Raw genomic sequence first — 18,048 nt, 5'->3', positions numbered from 1 at the left:
CCCGGGCCGGACCACGCCTCTCACTTGGCCAGCCCGGACACGAGGTTGATCGACGTCGCGATGATCACGGCCCCCAGCGGGAACGACAGCCACGCGTGCCGCAGCGCCGTGCGCCGGATCTCCTTGGACCCGATGTTCGTGTCGGAGACCTGGAACGTCATACCGATCGTGAACGCCAGATAGGCGAAGTCGCTGTACTGCGGAGCGTCAGACTCGTTGAAGTCGATCCCGCCGACTTCGCCGGAGTAGTAGAGCCGCGCGTACTTCAACGTGAACACCGTGTGGACGAGCGTCCAGGACGCGAAGACCGAGACCAACGCCAGCGCCGCCTGCGCGTACTCGGCGTTCCCGCCGGCGTGGCCGGCTCCGAACAGCACTACCCCGACGGCGACCAGGCTCGCGACCGCCGCCCCGAGCAGGACCAGATCGGCCAGATCGCGGCTGGGGTTCTCCCGCTTGGCATGCCCGGCCGTGGCCTCCGCGTCCAGGCTCCACACAGCGGACCACACCCACGCGCAGAAGACGATCGCCAGCACGTCCCAGCCGATCAACGGCGCGGCCCGGCCGGCGCCCAGCAGCGCCGTGGCCACGCCCGCCACGAACGCCGCGGCGACGGAAACCAGCAGCTTCGTCCGGGCCGAGCTGAAGGGCCGGCCGGTCGCAGCACTCTGATTCCGGTCCCCGGTGTGCGCTTGGCTCGTCAAGACCGGGGTCCCGACCGATCACCATGGCGACGGACCGTACGGCGCTCCTCCTCGGACATCGCGCCCCACACCCCGTACTGGGCCATCCGCGGATGGGCCAGTGCCCACTTGCGGCAGGACTCGATCACCGGACACCGGTGGCACACCGCTTTCGCCTCGGTGAGCTGCTGCTTGGGCCGGGTGTAGCCGGGCGGGGTGATCGGGAAGAACAGCTCCGGCTCGCTGGTCCGGCAGGCGCCCTGTTGGACCCAGTCGGCCATGTCGTCCCCCGGCGTCCGCAAACGCTGCGGACTCACCGGGCGGGCACCCCTCCGGCGTTTGGGCGTGCCGGCGCCCCCGGCGCGCGGTCGGGTGCCGACGATCCTCGCGTGGCTGAGCGTCTCGGTGGCGTAAGTCATCAGTACCCTCCTTCGGTGGGGTGCGCCAATGCGTCGCGGAGCCGGTCGACCAGACCCGGCTCGGATCCGACGGGCACGTTGTCTGGCGGCGTCGTGACGGCCGCCGGGTGCGGGCGGGTCGGTCTGACCGCCTTGTCGGCTTGAACCTTCCCGCCGAGTTCGCGCAACTCCGTCGCAGGACACGCCGCGGCCAGACACGGGAACAGCTGCGCCTCCTCGTCCTCGGCATGGGAGCGGGTCACGGCCATCAGCTTGATGAGCACCCGATCGAAGACCTCGTCGGTCGCTTCGAGAGGTTCAAGCTGCTTCATGAGCGCCTCGGCCGCGGCGTTCGCACTCACCGCGTGGTCGGCCACCGCTTGTCCCCCAACGGCCTCGCGGACGATCGGGTAGACGTACTGCTCCTCAGCCACCATGTGCCGGACCAATTCGATGATGACCTGGTCCGCGAGCTCCTTGCGGCGATTGCGGTAGCGGGCATGGTCCTGGACCTTGTTGAACAACTCCTCGACATGCTGGTGGTCGCCCCTGAGCACCGCGATGACGTCGGGGTTGTCGAGGTTATCGGGGCTATCGGGGGTGCCAGGGCTGTCAGGGGTGTCCTCGGTTATTGACATGGCGACTCCAATGCGACTGTGCGCGGGTCGCGGGATAGAACCGCGAGCCTCCTGCTGCCCTGCCCGCCCGAGAGTAAACAGCCTCGTCACACTCTGCCCCGGCGCTCGGAGGCGCCCAGCCGCCGACGCTGTTCCCAGTCCGCGATCACCTCTGGCGGCGGCTGGTGATGCCCCAGGCGGTGACGGCGGATACGGCTGCGGTGATGGCGATGAACCACCAGACCTGTCCGAAGGCGCGCGCCGGATGGTGTGCGGAGTCTGCCGCGCTGAGGATGGCGATGAGGATGGCGACGCCCAGGACGTAGCCGAGCTGGCGGCTGGTGTTGACCACGGCGCTGCCGGAGGCGGCCTGCGCCCCGGGCAGGTGGGCGGTGGCCTGGGTCAGCATGACCGGCATGGCCAGGCCGATCCCGGCGCCGATAAGCGCCCCTACCGCGAGGACGGCGGCCGCACCCGCGACGAATACGTGCTCACCGACATGGGCCGCGGCCTGTTCCCGGTGATCGTGGCCCTGATGCAGTGGGGCGACAAATACCTCCAGGACGGCACGGGGCCGCTGCACTACCTCGACCACGAAGCAGGCGTCCCGGTCCACGTCGAAGTGCGCAGTGAAACCGGGGACGCGGTCGAACTGGAACAGATCAGTGTCCGGAGAAACCCGGCGTGGTCAGCACCGAAAGCGCCGAAGACTCAAGCGTCGGAGTCGGTCGGGTAGTCGGTGTAGCCTTCAGCGCCTCCGCCGTAGAAGGTGGCGGGGTCGGCATCGGCAAGCGGGCGCCGAGCCCGCAGTCGCGCGGGAAGGTCGGGATTGGCCAGGAAGCGGCGGCCGAACGCGATGAGGTCCGCGCGGCGCTCGTCGATGGCGGCTGTCGCCGTCTCCGCCGTGTACCCCCCGCCCAGTATCAGCATCCTGTCGAACGCCGGGCGGCGCGGAACGATCAGGTTGCAGCTAACTGTGGGACACCCTGCCGCGATGGATCAGCTGGACGGCGATACGTCCGCCCGCGCTGTGCACGGCCTCGGTCACCCGTCGCCACCCGGCGATCTGCCGGGCGCTGTGGATGCCCTCGGTCCACAGGTAGCCCGACGCCTCCGGGGAGACGGCCACCGACCCGGTCACGACCAGTCCGGCGCTCGCGCGCTGGCTGAAATAGGTGGCGGTGAGCTCTGTGGGGATGCCGGCCTCGGGCGCCCGGCTGCGCGTCATCCCCGACATGACGATGCGGTTGGGCGACTCCAGGGTGCCGAGTTTGACCGCGGTGAACAGTGCGGGAGGTTCTTCGGGAGCAGGGCTACGGCTCCTCACCGGCGACCCGACTCCGCGACGAGGACGGGCGCCCGCTCGACGAGCTGCCGGCCGCCGTCCCACTGGCCGACGACAACCTGCGGCTGTCGGTCAACGCCTTCTTCGTCACCGACGGCACGCGATCGGTCCTCATCGACACCGGAGCATCCAACGCCTGGCACGACCCCACCATGGGCTTGATCTACGACGCGCTCGACGAAGCGGGAATCGACCGCGCGCAAGTCACCGACGTCGCCATCACCCACCGGCACGAAGACCACGTAAGCGGCCTGATCGCGCCGGACGGCTCAGAGGCGTTCCCCGAACTCGAGCGCGTGTGGATCGGCGCGGGCGACACCTCGGTGTTCACCGGACGGCTCGCACCGATCCGCGACCGGGTGGTACCCGTGTCGGAACAGGTCGCGATCAACGACTGGACCACCGCGATCCCCACACCGGGCCACACGCCCGGCCACACCGTCTACGACGTCAGGAGCACCACCGGCCGCCTTCTCGTCTGGGGCGACACCGTCCACGTTCCCACGCTCCAATTCGAGCAGCCGAACGTGTCCTGGGAGCTCGACGGCAACCAGTCCCAGGCCCGCGCCGCGCGGGCGGCCCTGCTCAAGCAGCTGGCCCAGCCGCAGTGTTTCGTAGCCGGCGCCCACCTAGATTCGCCCGGCATCGCCCGCGTGACCGCCGCCGGCGACGGCTATGCGTTGGAGTACCTCGCACCGCCGATCGGCTGATCTCCGCGATGTCGGATGGACACGCGGATGGACACCGCCCACCCCGCACAGCACTACCGAAGGCCGGGACCAGAGGTCCCGGCCTTCGGTTATGTACGGGGTGCGGCTTCGCGCTGCACCCCGCCGGTGCCGGCCCCGCCAGCGCCCGCCTACGGCGAGCCGGCACCGCACTGAGCCGCCAGAGGCCCCCCGGCACCCAGCTTGCTCAGCCCAGGGGTGTTACAGGGTGTCGACCTGAAACAGAGCCCTGCGCAACTTGGCAGTGGTCATCTCCATGTCCGCCAGGGCATGGATGGTCAAGATGGTGTCGCCGGATGCCCGAAGGCCTTGGCTGCCTCCAGGACCTTCTTCTTCTCCTTGGTGGCGTGGGCACCGTCGGCGGCGCACATCTCGGCACGTGATGGAGCGCGGGGCGCAGGGGATCGCAGACTGCGGGAAGACGGATCACCGCGGCGATCAGCACTTCGGGCGGACCAGTCCTGGGGAGGGTGTTCACCGTCGGGCGGGGGCCAGGCCCGGACAGCGCCCAGTACGCACGATCACAGTTCGAGACCGTATACGTACCCTGCGTTGCGCACCCCAGTCTGCACCGATGGACAGCGTTCTGCAAGACCCGATGTCGAATACGGGCTGCGTGTACTGGTCATGCTTAGTTAGTCGCGCTTATGCGGCGGCGCCTGGGTGACGTACCTATGTGACCGTACCTATGTGACCGTGCCTATGCGGTTCGCTGCCGCAGCCGCACCGGTGATCCCGGCCGGGCTATCGCCCAGGGCTTTGGCTATCGCTCCGGAGCTTCTGCCGTTCTACTGGAGGAGATACAACGCCTCACCGGATCCGAGGTGGAGCCATGTGCTGGAGTCCGGACGCCGACCTCATCGCCGGGGGTGTGATCGCCGCCCTCGGCGTCGGCGCTCTGGCCGGGGTCCGCCGCCGGACCGACCTCCCCCTGGCCGCGCTCCCGTTGCTGCTCGGGACCCACCAAATGGTCGAGTCGGTGGTGTGGCGGGGGCAGGAGGGCACCGTGTCGCCCTCGGTGGCCTCGTCGGCCCGGGTCGTCTGGGCCGTCATCGCGCTGCCCCTACTCCCCCTGCTGGTTCCAGTCGCGGTCCTGCTGGCCTCGTCGTCCGCGGCCGCCACGGTCCGGCGACAGCTCGTCTTCCTGACCGGCCTCGGCACGGCCACCTCCATCACCCTGGCCTTCGCCCTGGCCCGCGGACCGGTGAAGGCGCACGTCCACGGTCACACCCTCGCCTACACCGTCGGAATACCGGCCGCGCCTCTGGTCGTCGCGGGATACCTGGTCGCAACCCTCGGCGCCCTGCTCGTGGCGGAGGACCGCACCATCCGGACGCTCGGCGTCGTCTGCACGATCGGCAGCGTCGCCTGCTTCCTGATCTGGCGCCTGGCCTTCGCCTCGACCTGGTGCGCGCTCGCGGCGGTGGCGAGCCTGATCCTGCTGCGCTGGGCCTGGCGCTCGCGGCCGATGACCCGCCCGAGCGGGCTGGACGGCATGCGTTTGCAGGACTGAAGGCTTGGTCGACCAGGCCGCGGCCGCATTGCGGCTGGCACATCCCGGCTGATCGGAAGCGCACCACCGCCGGCGGGTGGGTGTACCACGCCCTGCCAGCCGAGCCGGTTTCGGCCTAGCGTTGTGGCCGTGGATGTGGGCAACGAACTCGGCGCCTTCCTGCGGGCGCGTCGCGGCTTGGTCAGCCCGAGCCGAGTCGGACTTCAGGACGATGCCTCTCGTCGGGTCAGCGGGCTGCGCCGTGAGGAGGTCGCGCTGCTTGCCGAAGTGAGCACGGACTACTACGTGCGGCTGGAGCAGGGACGCGAGCGAAGGCCTTCCGAGCAGGTCCTCAACGCGATCGCGCGCGCCCTGCTCCTGGACGAGCCCACCACCGCGTATCTGTTCCGAGTGGCGACGCCGGCGGCGCGGAGGGCGCGGAGCGTCGCGCGGCCCGAGGTGGACGAGCGGCTGCGGCAGCTGATGGAGCACTTCCTGGACATGCCCGCGTGTGTGGTCGGACCGGCGAGCGACATCCTGGCGGCGAACAGCTTGGCCAAGGCCCTGTACAGCGGGTTCACCCGGTTCGGGAACCTGCTGCACATGATCTTCCTCGATCCGTTCGCCCACGGGTTCTACGTCGACTGGGACGAGGTGGCCGCGAACGCCGTGGCCAACCTGCGGGCCCAGACCGGGCAGTTTCCGGACGACCCCGGAATCGAGGAGATCATCGGCGAACTCAGCGTTCGCAGCGCGTTGTTCGCCCAGATCTGGGCGCGTCAAGAGGTGCGGCCTCGCGGGGCCGAGGTGAAACGCATCTGCCATCCCCGCATCGGACGTCTCGACCTGCACTACCAGGCCTTCACTGTGGTCGGCGCACCCGGGCAGCGGTTGTTCGTCTACTCCGCGGCGCCGGACAGCGCGGCGGCCGCCGGGCTGAGCGCCCTGCGCTCGCTGTCCGGTGTGACGAAATCCGGTGCGCCGGCAGACCCCGATGAACCGCTCAAAACTGCTGAGGCAAAGGAAACCCGGCGATGACCGAGATCGCCATGATGGCCGCAGGCGACCATGAACTTTCCGTCGCCCTGGACGGGACCGGCCCCGCGGTGATGCTCCTGCACGGCATCGGCGGCACGTCCGCCGTCTACCAGGGGCAGGCCGCTGCCCTGGCCGCGGCCAGGGCTCGCGTCATACGCCCTGACTTCGCCGGCGCCGGCCGGTCCCCGCTGGGACGGAGCCGGATCACCGTTGACTCGCACGCCGCCGACGCCATCGAGATCCTGGCCGGACTGAACATCGACCAGGTGCTGATGGTCGGCCACTCGATGGGCGGGCTCGTGGCCCGCACCATCGCGGCGACACGCCCGGACCTCGTATCCAGGCTGGTTCTGCTCGGGGCGGTCTCGCCTCCGACGCCCGCGGCCGCACAGTCGATTCGGAACCGTGCCGGCCGGATCCGGGAGCTGGGCAGTGCCGTCGTCGCAGACGAGATACTCGAGGCCTCCGTGAGCGCTGAGACCCGTCGGCTCCGCCCAGAAGTCACGGCGTTCATCCGCCACCTCATCTGCGGCCAGGACGCCGCGGGCTACGCGGCCAACAACGAAGCCCTCGCCGAAGCGACCGAGCCGGGAGAGATCCCCGCGGGCTTGCCGATGACGTTGGTCGCCGGCGAGCAAGACAGATTGAGCCCGCCGGAGCTGTCTGTTCGCATCGCCGCCGGGCATGAGGGCAGGCAAGTGGTCGTCATACCCGGCATCGGCCACTGGATTCCGCTCGAAGCAAGCAGCCAGGTCGCCTCGCTCCTCATCTCGTCCCTGGACGGATCATGAACAACCGACAGCGTTATGACGTGACGGCCAGGTCGAAGGCCCCCGCGTCCGTCATCTGGGCCTTGCTGCTGGACGCGGCGAGCTGGCCGGTCTGGTCGTGCGTCGACAGCTTGGAGCGCGAGCGGTCCGTCGGGCTCGACCCCGAGGGCCGGGACGGCGTGGGCGCGGTTCGCGCGTTCCGCACTGGGCGGATGGTCACCGGGGAGCGCCTGACGATGGTGGAACCCGAGAAGCGGCTGGCGTACGAAGACGCCTTCAACCCGATGATGCGCGACTACCAGGCCGCGATCGAGATCGAACCGGCCCCGGGGGAAGGCACGTCCATCCATTGGTACGGCGCCTACTCGACCCGCTGGGGGCTGGGCTGGCACATGCGGCCCTACCTTCAGCGGTACATGCAGAAGATGGCTGACGGCCTCGCGAGCCATGCCGAAACGGTCACCAAGCCCTGACCGCCGGCGCGGATAACTAGACATCCGGGTGCTCAACAGCACGTAAACCACGAACCGACCAGCGCCAACCTGCTCCAGGTGACGAATACCACGCGGTGTGCGTCGCACTTGGTGTCGGCGGGTCCGGGTGTGACCTTTGATGATCTCGCGCAGCGGCAACCCGACCGCGAGGCAACTGGGCTCCCCCACCGAGTTCACGCACACCGACCCGCACGTCATGATCGGTGAACCCCGCGCGGAGAAGCCAAGCGGCGTGGTGGCGACAGAGATGCCGCCACCACGCCGGTCACCGTTCGTCAACGGCTACCGTGCGGATCAGAACCCGCCGACACCGTTCGGCGTGCCCAGGCCGGTCGGGCCGTCCCAGCCCACGCGCGCGTGGCACAGCTGGGTCGGCGAGCACGAGCCGTTGGAGCCGGTCGTGACGTCGAAGAAGGTGCTCGCGGAGTGGTGGGTGTAGGGGTAGTTGTTGTTGATGCCGGCGGCGTTACCGGCCAGCGCGTACACGGAGGCGATGATCGGCGAGGCCACCGAGGTGCCGCCGTAGACCTGCCAGCCGCTGCTGCCGTTGTACGGGGTGGTGTCGTAGACCGCGACGCCGGTCGACGGGTCGGCCACGGCCGAGACGTCGGCCACGGCGCGCCGGGCGCAGCCGGTGCTGTAGCTGGCCTGGCCGCTCAGCGCCGGGTTGTAGGCCGAGCAGCCGGAGCCGGCACCGGACCAAGCGGTCTCGCTCCAGCCACGCGCGTTCGAGGCGTGGGTCAGCGAGGTGCCGCCGACCGCGGTGACGTAGCGCGAGGACGCCGGGAACTCCACGCCGTAGCCGCCGTCACCGGAGCTGGCCGTGATCATGATGCCGGGGTGGTTGTAGTACGGGGCCGAGCTGTCGGACATGTCGCCGCCGCCGTAGCTGTTGGAGATCGTGGTGGCGTGCAGCGCCGCGGCCTCGTTCACTGCCGCGCCCAGGTTGGCGTACGAGGCCGAGGTGGCCTCGACCAGCAGGATGTGGCACTTGGGACAGGTCGCCGAGACCATGTCCAGGTCCAGCGAGATCTCCGTGGCCCAGCCGGCGTCGGTCGGCGGGTAGCTCGTGCCTCCGGTCTGGTTCACCTTCTTGAAGCAGCCGTTGGCCGTGGTGCACGCCGCCAGGCCGTACTGCGCCCGGTACACCCCGAGGTCGGCCTCGGCCGTCGGGTCGTTGTTGGAGTCGACGATCGCCACGGTCTGGCCCGCGCCCTTGGTGCTGGAGGGCAGCTTGTACGCGGACTGTAGATCGGACGGTCCGTAGCCGGACGGCACGTTCGGGTGCACACCTGGCGCGGCGTGCCCGACCACGAACATCGGGTGCGCGTAGGTGGTGGCCGCCAGTGAAGCGTTCGCGGCGGCGAACGTCGGCACGGCCATGGCCAGGAGAAGCGCGGCGAGCATGGAGAGCAGGAGCCTGATACGAGCTGTCACTGAAATCCTCCGAGAGGCGGACCTGTGGGGAGAGACCGGGCTGGTGGCCGGGCCGCGGTGCAGTGTGACGAGTTCGAAGCGAGCCGTGGACGGACCGCGGAGCCGCCGGAGCGCTCCGGCGGGGAGTCCGACACCGGTGTCGGCTGTCCGGCGGCGAGGTCGGGGGCCGCACCTTCGGCATCGCTCGCCGTTTTCCGGCACGCCGGTGGGCCGGCGGACTCGCGATGCTTTCCGGGCGAACCGGAGGGAACCGTCAGCGGACCGACGGTGATGTGGGGATACGCCACCCCGACGGGGAACGGCCGGGCCCGCTCCGGTCGTCACCGGAGCCGGCGCCCAGCCGGCGAGCGTCACAGGGTTCGTATTTACAGCGGAACGTAGCAGTGCAGACTCGGAGGGTCAATGGCATGAGTCGCGACGCCGGCGTTGGCACTCCCCCGAGAATGCCCCGAGAATCCCCCGAGAATCCGTGGCTGACTCACGGTTTCTCCCGGCCTGGACCGGAGGAGACTTAGGGCCAGATCGAAGCCAGCTTCCACACACGCAGCCCCGCGACGGTCGCCCGGCCGCCGTCGGCGAAGGCGTCCAGGCCGGTGCTCGACGGATCCGGGAAGATCTGTGTGGTCAGCACGCGGGTGCCGTCGGCGGTGTAGACCTCGACCGAGGAGGCGTCGACGAGGATGTGCAGGGCCAGCGCGCCGTTGGTCAGCGACACCGGGGCCGACTCGACCGACGGGAACGTGGGGTCGAAGCCGACGTCGCCGGAGGCGGTGCGGTCCACGAACAGGCGGCCGGTCGTGGCGTCGTAGCCGATGCGCGTGCGCTGCCCGCCGGGCCCGGTACGCACGTCCAGGCCGACCTGGCGCGCGCCGTGCGGGGTGAGGCTGACTTGCGCCTCGTACTCCTGGCCGGCGTCGGCCGGGATCGGGACGGTCGCGGAATCGAGCTGGAGCGCGGGGGCCGAATACCCCGACTGCCGCAACGAGGCCAGCGATATCGGCTGCTGGGTGAGCTGGACCTGGCCGTCCACGGTCGCCAGGCTGAGCCGGCGCGGGAAGCTGTCGGCGCTGCGCCACGGCGAGGTCGGGATGTTCTGGCCGTACTGCCAGTTGTTCATCCAGCCCACCATGACGCGGCTGCCGTCGGGGGTGTCGTTGAAGGTGGCGCTGGCGTAGAAGTCGGGTCCGTAGTCGATCCAGTGCGCGCGCTGGATCGTGGATGCCGCCGGGGCATCGGCGGCCGTGAAGTCGTCGGCGAGGATGTGGCCCCAGCCGCCGGTGTCGTGGTCGACGATCTGGATCCGCGCCTGCTCGCCGATCAGGTCGTGCAGGTCCCAGGAGGCCCAGTCGAGGTTCTCGCTGTCGGAGCCGGTGGCCGAGCGGACCACGGAGCCGTTGACGACGAGATTCACCGAGGTCTGGTCGTCCTTGGGCGCGGCCTTGGTATCGGAGAACACGATGTCGCCGACCATCAGGTGCCCCCAGCCGCCGGTCGCGGAGTCCACGACCTGGATCTGCGCCTGCTGACCGGCGTACGCACTGACGTCCCAGTTGGTCCAGTCGAGCTCGCCGCTGTTCGTCCCGGTGGCGGTCGCGACGACTTTGCCGCCGATCAGTAGGTTGACAGCCGTCGGCGCTGCGGCACCCGCCGAACCCGCGGCACCCGCCGAACCTGCCGAACCCCAGGGGTGGTCGCCGCCGCCGACCTGGAGCGCGATGTAGTGCGAGGAGACCGTGAACGCCGGGGACGTGACCGTCCCGGTGCCGCCGTCCCCGGACGGCGAGAAGGTGTCCAGGACCCGCGGCGTCAGCTGATTGGGCAGCTGTTCGGTCGACGGCCCCGAGCCCGCGAACGAGCCGGTGGCGCTCCAGCCTTCGTCGGCGTAGGTCGTGCCGGCGGACCAGTCCTGGAACAGGGTTCCGGGCGGTGGCGAGCCGTCGCCGGCACCCGGGACGTAGGGATGGTCGCCGCCGCCGATCAGGAAGTTGAGATAGGGCTTGGTGACGGTGAAGGCCGGGGAGCTCAGTTCCCCGGTCGAGGCGTCGCCGCCGTTGAAGGAGTTGGCCAGGCCAGGCGGGGTGAAGCCGGTGACCTGCTGTTGGCCCGGGAGCGTGCCGGCTGCGGGACCGGTGCCGAACGCCGTGCCGGTCGCGGTCCACGAGCCGTAGCCGGCCGAGGAGTCGAAGTCTTGCAGGGTGTCGCCGGACGGCGGGGTGTAGGGCGGGTCGTCGCTGCTGAAGGTGGTGCCGTTGAAGGCGCCGACGAAGTACTGCACCCCGGAACCCCCGGCGATCGCGCCGGGATTGGTGCCGACGACCAGGACCCACTCGGTGCGCGCCGGATCACCGTCGACCGGCAGCGGGAACAGGTCCGGGCACTCCCACGCGCCGCCGACCGCCCCGGCCGGGCCGAAGTCGGACAGGTGGGTCCAGGACTTCAGGTCCTTGGAGCTGTAGAAGGACACCTTGTGCTGGTCGGAGAGGGCGACCGTCATCAGCCAGGAGTGCGTGGGCTGATACCAGAACACCTTCGGGTCGCGGAAGTTCTGCGACCCGATGTCCAGGACCGGGTTGCCGCTGTACTTGGTCCAGGTCGTGCCGCCGTCCAGGCTGTACGCCAGCGACTGCGCCTGCTTGCCGCCGGTCTTGTACGCGCTGGTGTAGATCGCGACCAGCGGCGGGTTCGCGGCGGTACCCAGGCCCGAGGAGTCGGTGCGGTCGAACACCACGCTGCCGGAGAAGACCATCTCGTTCGCGTCCTGCGGGATGGCGATGGGCAGCTGCTTCCAGTGCACGAGGTCGGTACTCACGGCGTGGCCCCACGACATGTTGCCCCAGGTGTCGCCGCTCGGGTTGTACTGGAAGAACAGGTTGTACTGGCCCTTGTAGTAGATCAGGCCATTGGGATCGTTCATCCAGTTCTGCTGTGGCGAGAAGTGGAACTGGGGACGGTAGGACTCGTGATAGACGGTGCCGGCTGAGGCCGGCGGGCCTACGACGGAAGCCGCGGCGAACAAGGCCACGCCGGCCCACAGAGCTTTGAACCGGTGTCTGGACATGGTGGTACCCCCTTGCGTATCTGCTTGCGTATCAGCGGACTGCTGCTGGAGCGGTGAGTTCGGCTCGCGTGGGAGGGTCGGAACCGCGGCGGCCGCAGGTGACGGCTGCGGCGAGGGCGGCGTCGGCGAGGACGGTCGCGAGGGTGTCGGGCGCGAGGGTGCGCAAGTCGGCGCGGGCTGCGGCGCCGAGCAGGCGATGGTCGTGCAGACCGGCCAGCAGGGCACTCATATAGGCGTCGCCGGCGCCGACGGTGTCGACCACCTCGACCGGAACGGCCGGGACCTCGATCGCTCCGGCCGCACACGCCGCCACAGCTCCGGCCGCGCCCAACGTCACGACGCAGATCGCCGCCCCGGCCGAGACCTGGTGTCGCGCGAAGGCGACCGGGCCGGTGCCCGGGGCCAGCCACGCGAGATCGGCATCGCTGAGTTTGACCACGTCGGCCAGCCCCATCAGGGCACTGATCCGGCCGCGCGCGTCGGGCACCGCGGTCATGTGTTCCGGACGCACGTTCGGGTCGTAGGTGATCGTCGCGGTCCGGCGGACCCGCCGGACCAGCGCCGCGATCTCGTGCGCACCGGGCGGCAGGACCGCGGCGAGCGACCCGACGTGCAAAGCCGCGAGCGAACCCGGGTCGAGCCGCTGCAACTCCGCCTCGGTCCACTGCCAGTCGGCGGTGCCGTGGAGCCGCAGATCGTAGTGCGGGCCTGCGTCGCCGTGCGAGACCAGCGCCACCGACGACGCCTCGGCCGCCGCGACGACCCCGCGCAGATCGACTCCGGCATCGGCGAGCCGGCGGCGCGTGATCCGCCCCGGCGGGTCGCCGGAGACTCGCGCCGCCATCCGCGTCGGCACGCCCAGGCGCGCCAAACCCACCGCGACGTTCGCCGGCGAGCCTCCCGGCACTCCTTGGTACAGATCTTGAACATCGGTGCGCCCACCCGATCCCCCGACCGGGATGAGGTCGATCAGCGCCTCGCCGACCACGGCCACGGCGGTTGCGGTGGCGTTGGCGTTAGCGGCGGCGGCAGCGCCCTGTGCCTGGACCATCAGCCGGCCGCCAGGTTGCCGGCTGCCGGGTTGCCAGGAACCAGATTGCCGGGCGCCGGGTTGCCGACTGCCAGGTTGCCGGGCGCCGCACCGGTCATGATCGCGACCGCGTCGGACATCTCGATGTCCCCCGGCCGCACCACCGCCACCCGCCGTCCGAGGCGCTGGACGTGGACCCGGTCGGCGACGTCGAAGACCGCCGGCATGTCGTGGCTGATCAGGACCACCGGCAGACCGCGTTCGCGCACCTGCCGGATCAGGTCCAGGACCATCCCGGTCTCCTTGACGCCCAGCGCGGCGGTCGGCTCGTCCATGATCACCACATGCCGCGCGAACGCCGCGCTGCGCGCCACCGCGACGCCCTGCCGCTGCCCGCCTGACAGCGTCTCCACGGTCTGCTTCATCGAGCGGATGCCGATCTTCAGCGCGGCCATGTGCCCGGCGGCCTCGCGCTGCATCCGATCGCGGTCGAGCATCCGGAACACCGAGCCGAGCACACCCCCGCGGCGCATCTCGCGGCCCAGGAACAGATTCGAGGCGATGTCCAGCGCGGGGGCGACGGCCAGGTCCTGGTACACGGTCTCGATCCCGGCGCGGCGCGCGTCGGCGGGGCCGTGGAAGCGCACCTGCTTGCCGTCGAGCAGCAACTCGCCGGAATCCGGGGTCAGCGCGCCCGACAGGGCCTTGATGAGGCTGGACTTGCCGGCGCCGTTGTCGCCGATCACCGCCAGGATCTCCCCCGGCAGCAGGTCGAAGTCGCAGCCGTCCAGGGCCGTGACGTGCCCGTAGCGCTTCACCAGAGCGCGGGCTTGGAACACGGGTTGGGCGCCGGCCGGCGCGGCACGCCCGTTCTCAGTGCTGGTCTCGGTGCTGGTCTCGGTGCTGGTCTCGGTGCCGTTCTCGGCGGTCACTTGCGCCTCCTGCGAGCGAGCTGGTCCACCGCCACGGCCGCGATGACCAGGATGCCGGTGATGAGGATCTGGTAGACCGAGTCGACCCCGGACAGCTGTAGGCCGTTGCGGATCACCCCGACCAGCAGCGCGCCGTACAGGGGGCCGACGATCGAGCCGCGTCCGCCGAACAGGCTGATGCCGCCGAGGACCACCGCGGTGATCGAGTCGAGGTTCTCGGTCTGGCCGGCCTGCGGGTCGCCGACGCCGGTGCGGGCCACCAACAGCAGCGCCGCGATGCCGTAGAGCGCGCCGGCGATCGTGTAGACCGTGATCAGCTGACGGCGCACATCGACGCCGGCCAGCCGCACCGCGTCCGGGTTGTCGCCGACCGCGTACAGGTGGCGCCCGGCGGCGGTGTGGCGCAGCACGTACCAGGCCACCGCGAACAGCACGAGCATCAGCACCGAGCCGTAGGTGACGCGGGTCTGCCCGAGCGGGAAGGTGTCGCCGAGCTTGGTCAGCGCGGTCGGCAGGCCGGTGACGGTCTGCTCCTTGGACGTGATGTGGGTCAGCGCCATGGCGATGTTCAGCGTCCCGAGCGTGACGATGAACGGCGGCAGCTTGACCAGCGTCACCAGCGATCCGTTGACCGCGCCGAACAGCGCGCAGACCCCGATCCCGGCGGCGATCGCCAGCCACACCGGCAACCCGCCGGCCACCGCGAGCTTGGTCATGACGATCGAGCCGAACGCCATCACGGCGCCGTTGGACAGGTCGATCCCGGCGGTCATGATGATCGCGGACTGGCCCACGGCCAGGGTGCCGACCACCATCACCTGCTGCAAGATCAGGGACATGTTGCCGCCGGTCAGGAAGCGGCCGGAGGCGAAGGAGAAGTAGAGGCAGGCCAGCAGCAGCGCGCCGAGCGGCCCGAGGGTCGGGACGCGGAGCAGGGCACTGATCCGGCCGGAGACCGTCCGCGGCGGGGAGGCGGCGGCGGGCTCGGCGGTCGTACTGCCCGCGGCGCCCGTGGGGCCTTCGGTGCTCACTGTGTTCACGGTGTCCATCGCCGGGCTCACGATCCCCAGCAGTTGGACTGGCCATAGGCGGCGTCCTTGGAGTCGACGCCGGCGGCCGGGGTGGCGGCGATGAGGCTCACGCCGGTGTCGGTGTAGCCGCTGGGCTTCTTGCCGGTCTTGGCGAAGTTCATGACCGCGTCCACGCCGAGCGAGGCCATCTTCAGCGGGTACTGCTGAGAATCGGCGGCGAACTGGCCCTGACTCAGGGCACTGACGCCGGTGCAGGAGCCGTCGATGGTCACGATCGTGACCGTCTTGTCCTTCCCGGCGGCCTTGAGCGCCTGGTAGGCACCCATCGCGGCGGGCTCGTTGATGGCGTAGACGAGGTTGATGTCAGGGGCCTTCTGGAGGCAGTTCTCCATCGCGGTCTGCCCCTTGGCCTGGTCCCCGCCGGTGTCCGCCTCGCAGACGATCGACGGGTCGCCCTCGGCGATCCCGAACCCGGCCAGGAAGCCGTTGTGCCGCTGCACGCCGACGTCCACCCCGGGCGTCAGGTCCAAGGTGGCGATCTTCGTGGTCTTACCGGCCATCCGCACCTTCGCATACTGGCCGATCAGCTTGCCGGCGGCCAGGTTGTCGGTGGCGAACAGCGCGTCGGCGGAGTTCTGCGGGTCCGGCGGCGTGTCCAGGGCGATCACGACGATGCCCTGTTGCCGGGCCCGGTCCAGGGTCGGCGCGATCGCCTTGGGGTCGCTGGGGGTGATCAGGATGCCCTTCACGCCGGCGGCGATCATGTTCTCGATGGCGGTGACCTGGCCGGCGTTGTCGCCGTCGTAGGCCCCGGCCGCGGTCAGGAGCTTGACGCCGTCCTTGGCGGCCTCGGCCTGCGCGCCCTTCTTCATGGTGACGAAGTAGGGGTTGGTCTCGGTCTTGGTGATCAGGCCGACGGTGATCGAGCCGGAGCCGCCGGAGCCGGAGCCGGAGCCCGCCGAGCCGCCGGAGCCGCAGGCGGTGAGAGTCGCTGACAGGGCGAGCACGGCTATCGCCCCGGAAGTGAACCGCGATGACATGGGAGGTGTCCCCTTTTCGGTGTGGTTTCGGAAGTCTGGCGCGCGGGCGGGAAACGTTTCCAGAGAGCTCTGGAAACGTTTCCTTGGAAACGTTTCCTGGTACGGTAGGGGCGCTGTGCCGCGCTGTCCAGAGGTAGGCGAGAATCGATGTTGATCGTGACTGTTCCGTTTCCGACACTCACGCCGACACCGATATCGACATCCACACCGACACCGCCGTCCGGCGAGGCAGGGGGAACCGTGGCGCAGGGCCGTCGGCAGACCGGGGCCGGGCGCGGGGTCACCATGCGCGACGTGGCCGACCGCGCCGGCGTGGGCCTGGCCACCGTCTCGCGGGTGGTCAACGGCGTCTCGGGGGTCGCCCCGGAGTTGGCCGAGAAGGTGCGCGAGGCCGCCCGGGACCTCGGCTACCGCCACGACGCCACGGCCAGCAGCCTGCGCCGCGCCGACCGCCGGACCGACACGGTCGCGCTGGTCCTGGAGGACGTCGCGAACCCCTTCTCCTCGGCACTCCAGCGCGCGATCACCGACGCCGCCGCCGAGCGCGGGATCATGGTGCTCTCCGGCAGCAGCGACGAGAACCCCAGCCGCGAGCGGGACCTGGTCGAGACCTTCACCGCCCGCCGCGCCGACGGCCTGATCGTGGTCCCGACCGGCCGAGCCGACGACGCACTGCGCGCCGCGCGGATCTTCGGCACACCGCTGGTCGCGGTGGACCGCATGGTCGACCTGGAAGGCGTGGACACCGTCACCGTCGACAACCGCGAGGGCACCGCGGCGGCGGCCGCGAGACTGCACGCCGCCGGGCACCGCCGGGTCGCCTACTTCGGCGACCAGCCGACGATCTGGACCGCCGACGAGCGCCTGGCCGGGTTCTCGGACATCTTCCCCGTCGGCCCGGCCACCCCGGTCCGCCGCGGCCTGAGCAGCGTCCAGGCCGCCGAGCACGCCGCGCACGAGGCGCTGGCCAGCCCGGAGCCGCCGACCGCGTTCGTCTCCGGCCAGAACCTGATCACCATCGGCATCCGCCGCGCACTCCAGGAAGCAGGGCTGGAACACCGCATCGCGCTGGTCGGCTTCGACGACTTCCCCCTGGCCGATCTGCTGACGCCGGGCGTCTCGGTGATCGCTCAGGACCCGGCGCGCCTGGGGCTGGAGGCCGCGCGATTGCTGTTCGCGCGGCTGGACGGCGATGAGGGGCCGGCGCGGCATTGCGTGGTGCCGACGCGCTACATCGCTCGGGGGTCCGGCGAGATTCCGGCGCCTTCAGCGCGGCCCTAGCCACACCGAAGAACTGCGCCGCCCGGTGAGGTCAACGTGCCCCAGGCGTCAGGTCGCGGGGCGCAGCCCGTCGAGCAGGACGGTGAGGTAAGCCTCGGCGAGGTCCTGCGACGGGGGCCGGATGCGCGCGATGGCGTGGGTGGTCTCGGCGATGAGGATCTTGAGGACGGCGGGGTCCAGATCGGTGCGGATCGCGCCGTCCCGCCGCGCGCCGTCGACCATCGCGTCCACAGCCGCGACCAGGTCGGCGCGCAGGGCGGTGGTGGCGGGCAGGCGCAGCCCGCCCAACTGCTCGCTGATCGCGTGGTGCGCGGACTGGAAGGCGATCAGTTCGTGCAGGAAGGTGAGCAGCGCCTGGTGCGGCGTGGTCTGGGCGAGCAGGTCGCGGGCACGCTGGACGACCGGTTCGAGCAGGCCGGAGACGGCGGCGTCCAGCAGGGCGTCCTTGCCGCCGAAGGCGCGCACGACGGTCGCGGCGCCCAGGCCGGCTTCTTTGGCGATGGCCTCGACGGTGAGGGTCGCATCCGGTTCGGCCAGCAGCGCCGTGGCCGCGTCCAGGGCCAGGCGCCGGTTGCGCACGGCGTCGGCCCGGCTTCTGGGTTCGGCGGGCGTTGACAAGTGGAATGCTCATTTCAGATAATCAACTGGAACGGACGTTCCACATAGCCTAGCGC

20 protein-coding genes are annotated in these 18,048 nt (G+C 70.4%); 7 read left to right on the top strand and 13 right to left on the bottom strand.

Translation table 11 applies throughout. The features are described 5' to 3' along the window. Positions 1–20: 20 nt before the first annotated feature. The 4 genes from IZR01_RS01640 to IZR01_RS01625 form a co-directional block, all read right to left on the bottom strand. Positions 21–704, bottom strand: coding sequence for a DUF1345 domain-containing protein (locus tag IZR01_RS01640; protein ID WP_228554077.1), 684 nt, complete (start codon positions 702–704; stop codon positions 21–23). After that, complete coding sequence (locus tag IZR01_RS01635; RefSeq protein WP_438939684.1) at positions 701–1,102, bottom strand: WhiB family transcriptional regulator; 402 nt, start codon at positions 1,100–1,102, stop codon at positions 701–703. Before IZR01_RS01635 ends, IZR01_RS01640 begins: the two co-directional genes overlap by 4 nt. Then, positions 1,102–1,719, bottom strand: a complete 618-nt coding sequence (locus tag IZR01_RS01630) for a hemerythrin domain-containing protein (RefSeq protein WP_194922604.1) — start codon at positions 1,717–1,719, stop codon at positions 1,102–1,104. Before IZR01_RS01630 ends, IZR01_RS01635 begins: the two co-directional genes overlap by 1 nt. A gap of 145 nt (positions 1,720–1,864) precedes the next feature. After that, positions 1,865–2,107, bottom strand: coding sequence for a hypothetical protein (locus tag IZR01_RS01625; protein ID WP_194892517.1), 243 nt, complete (start codon positions 2,105–2,107; stop codon positions 1,865–1,867). Here IZR01_RS01625 and IZR01_RS01620 point away from each other — a divergent pair. Then, positions 2,084–2,434 (top strand): winged helix-turn-helix transcriptional regulator, encoded by a 351-nt coding sequence (locus tag IZR01_RS01620; RefSeq protein WP_323746875.1) that lies wholly within the window; start codon positions 2,084–2,086, stop codon positions 2,432–2,434. The genes IZR01_RS01625 and IZR01_RS01620 overlap by 24 nt on opposite strands. Here the strand turns inward: IZR01_RS01620 and IZR01_RS54740 are convergent. Together IZR01_RS54740 and IZR01_RS54735 are read right to left on the bottom strand one after the other, a co-directional pair. Further along, positions 2,410–2,628, bottom strand: a complete 219-nt coding sequence (locus tag IZR01_RS54740; protein WP_228558783.1) for an oxidoreductase — start codon at positions 2,626–2,628, stop codon at positions 2,410–2,412. The genes IZR01_RS01620 and IZR01_RS54740 overlap by 25 nt on opposite strands. Before the next feature lie 40 nt (positions 2,629–2,668). Beyond that, positions 2,669–2,926, bottom strand: a complete 258-nt coding sequence (locus IZR01_RS54735; protein ID WP_267254739.1) for an oxidoreductase — start codon at positions 2,924–2,926, stop codon at positions 2,669–2,671. A gap of 59 nt (positions 2,927–2,985) precedes the next feature. Between IZR01_RS54735 and IZR01_RS01610 the strand changes: the two genes are divergently transcribed. The 5 genes from IZR01_RS01610 (at position 2,986) to IZR01_RS01590 (ending at position 7,544) form a co-directional block, all read left to right on the top strand. Continuing rightward, entirely contained in the window at positions 2,986–3,753 is a 768-nt protein-coding gene (locus IZR01_RS01610) for an MBL fold metallo-hydrolase (RefSeq protein WP_323746874.1), read from the top strand. Positions 3,754–4,603: 850 nt separating this feature from the next. Beyond that, positions 4,604–5,284, top strand: a complete 681-nt coding sequence (locus IZR01_RS01605) for a DUF6629 family protein (protein ID WP_194892518.1) — start codon at positions 4,604–4,606, stop codon at positions 5,282–5,284. Positions 5,285–5,413: 129 nt separating this feature from the next. Next, the gene (locus IZR01_RS01600; RefSeq protein ID WP_194892519.1) at positions 5,414–6,301 is read left to right on the top strand and encodes a helix-turn-helix transcriptional regulator; all 888 of its coding nucleotides are present in this window, start codon (positions 5,414–5,416) and stop codon (positions 6,299–6,301) included. Continuing rightward, entirely contained in the window at positions 6,298–7,092 is a 795-nt protein-coding gene (locus IZR01_RS01595; protein ID WP_194922603.1) for an alpha/beta fold hydrolase, read from the top strand. The genes IZR01_RS01600 and IZR01_RS01595 overlap by 4 nt, the downstream gene beginning before the upstream one ends. Continuing rightward, entirely contained in the window at positions 7,089–7,544 is a 456-nt protein-coding gene (locus tag IZR01_RS01590) for an SRPBCC family protein (RefSeq protein WP_194922602.1), read from the top strand. Before IZR01_RS01595 ends, IZR01_RS01590 begins: the two co-directional genes overlap by 4 nt. A 315-nt stretch (positions 7,545–7,859) precedes the next feature. Here IZR01_RS01590 and IZR01_RS01585 read toward each other — a convergent pair whose 3' ends face one another. The 6 genes from IZR01_RS01585 to IZR01_RS01560 all read right to left on the bottom strand — a co-directional run bounded on the left by IZR01_RS01585 (position 7,860) and on the right by IZR01_RS01560 (position 16,093). Beyond that, positions 7,860–9,002 carry a S53 family peptidase gene (locus IZR01_RS01585; protein ID WP_194892522.1) on the bottom strand — a complete coding sequence of 381 codons (1,143 nt, stop codon included), beginning with the start codon at positions 9,000–9,002 and terminating at the stop codon, positions 7,860–7,862. A 511-nt stretch (positions 9,003–9,513) separates the two neighbouring features. Then, positions 9,514–12,060, bottom strand: coding sequence for a glycoside hydrolase family 32 protein (locus IZR01_RS01580; RefSeq protein WP_194922601.1), 2,547 nt, complete (start codon positions 12,058–12,060; stop codon positions 9,514–9,516). Positions 12,061–12,091: 31 nt separating this feature from the next. Further along, complete coding sequence (locus tag IZR01_RS01575; protein ID WP_194922600.1) at positions 12,092–13,111, bottom strand: PfkB family carbohydrate kinase; 1,020 nt, start codon at positions 13,109–13,111, stop codon at positions 12,092–12,094. Then, positions 13,111–13,929 carry an ATP-binding cassette domain-containing protein gene (locus tag IZR01_RS01570; protein WP_369125356.1) on the bottom strand — a complete coding sequence of 273 codons (819 nt, stop codon included), beginning with the start codon at positions 13,927–13,929 and terminating at the stop codon, positions 13,111–13,113. The genes IZR01_RS01575 and IZR01_RS01570 overlap by 1 nt, the downstream gene beginning before the upstream one ends. Before the next feature lie 89 nt (positions 13,930–14,018). Beyond that, positions 14,019–15,071, bottom strand: coding sequence for an ABC transporter permease (locus IZR01_RS01565; protein WP_194922598.1), 1,053 nt, complete (start codon positions 15,069–15,071; stop codon positions 14,019–14,021). Positions 15,072–15,079: 8 nt separating this feature from the next. Beyond that, entirely contained in the window at positions 15,080–16,093 is a 1,014-nt protein-coding gene (locus IZR01_RS01560) for a substrate-binding domain-containing protein (protein ID WP_194922597.1), read from the bottom strand. Positions 16,094–16,333: 240 nt separating this feature from the next. On the opposite strand from IZR01_RS01560, the gene IZR01_RS01555 reads away from it, so the two are divergent. Continuing rightward, positions 16,334–17,374 carry a LacI family DNA-binding transcriptional regulator gene (locus IZR01_RS01555; protein WP_323746872.1) on the top strand — a complete coding sequence of 347 codons (1,041 nt, stop codon included), beginning with the start codon at positions 16,334–16,336 and terminating at the stop codon, positions 17,372–17,374. 48 nt (positions 17,375–17,422) lie between these two features. Here IZR01_RS01555 and IZR01_RS01550 read toward each other — a convergent pair whose 3' ends face one another. Beyond that, on the bottom strand, positions 17,423–17,992 hold the full coding sequence (locus IZR01_RS01550) for a TetR/AcrR family transcriptional regulator (RefSeq protein WP_194892527.1): 570 nt from the start codon (positions 17,990–17,992) through the stop codon (positions 17,423–17,425). Between the last annotated feature and the right edge of the window lie 56 nt (positions 17,993–18,048).

The sequence above is a fragment of the Catenulispora pinisilvae genome, from assembly GCF_015356865.1.
GTDB lineage: Bacteria > Actinomycetota > Actinomycetes > Streptomycetales > Catenulisporaceae > Catenulispora > Catenulispora pinisilvae.
Note: the sequence above shows the minus strand (reverse complement) of the source record. Positions and strands in the feature narration are given on the sequence as shown.

Coding starts and splice junctions, on each gene's coding strand:
- IZR01_RS01635 (WP_438939684.1), bottom strand. CDS start 1,102: ATGACTTACGCCACCGAGACGCTCAGCCACGCGAGGATCGTCGGCACC.
- IZR01_RS01630 (WP_194922604.1), bottom strand. CDS start 1,719: ATGTCAATAACCGAGGACACCCCTGACAGCCCTGGCACCCCCGATAGC.
- IZR01_RS01625 (WP_194892517.1), bottom strand. CDS start 2,107: ATGCTGACCCAGGCCACCGCCCACCTGCCCGGGGCGCAGGCCGCCTCC.
- IZR01_RS54740 (WP_228558783.1), bottom strand. CDS start 2,628: ATGCTGATACTGGGCGGGGGGTACACGGCGGAGACGGCGACAGCCGCC.
- IZR01_RS54735 (WP_267254739.1), bottom strand. CDS start 2,926: ATGACGCGCAGCCGGGCGCCCGAGGCCGGCATCCCCACAGAGCTCACC.
- IZR01_RS01605 (WP_194892518.1), top strand. CDS start 4,604: ATGTGCTGGAGTCCGGACGCCGACCTCATCGCCGGGGGTGTGATCGCC.
- IZR01_RS01595 (WP_194922603.1), top strand. CDS start 6,298: ATGACCGAGATCGCCATGATGGCCGCAGGCGACCATGAACTTTCCGTC.
- IZR01_RS01590 (WP_194922602.1), top strand. CDS start 7,089: ATGAACAACCGACAGCGTTATGACGTGACGGCCAGGTCGAAGGCCCCC.
- IZR01_RS01580 (WP_194922601.1), bottom strand. CDS start 12,060: ATGTCCAGACACCGGTTCAAAGCTCTGTGGGCCGGCGTGGCCTTGTTC.
- IZR01_RS01575 (WP_194922600.1), bottom strand. CDS start 13,111: ATGGTCCAGGCACAGGGCGCTGCCGCCGCCGCTAACGCCAACGCCACC.
- IZR01_RS01565 (WP_194922598.1), bottom strand. CDS start 15,071: ATGGACACCGTGAACACAGTGAGCACCGAAGGCCCCACGGGCGCCGCG.
- IZR01_RS01560 (WP_194922597.1), bottom strand. CDS start 16,093: ATGTCATCGCGGTTCACTTCCGGGGCGATAGCCGTGCTCGCCCTGTCA.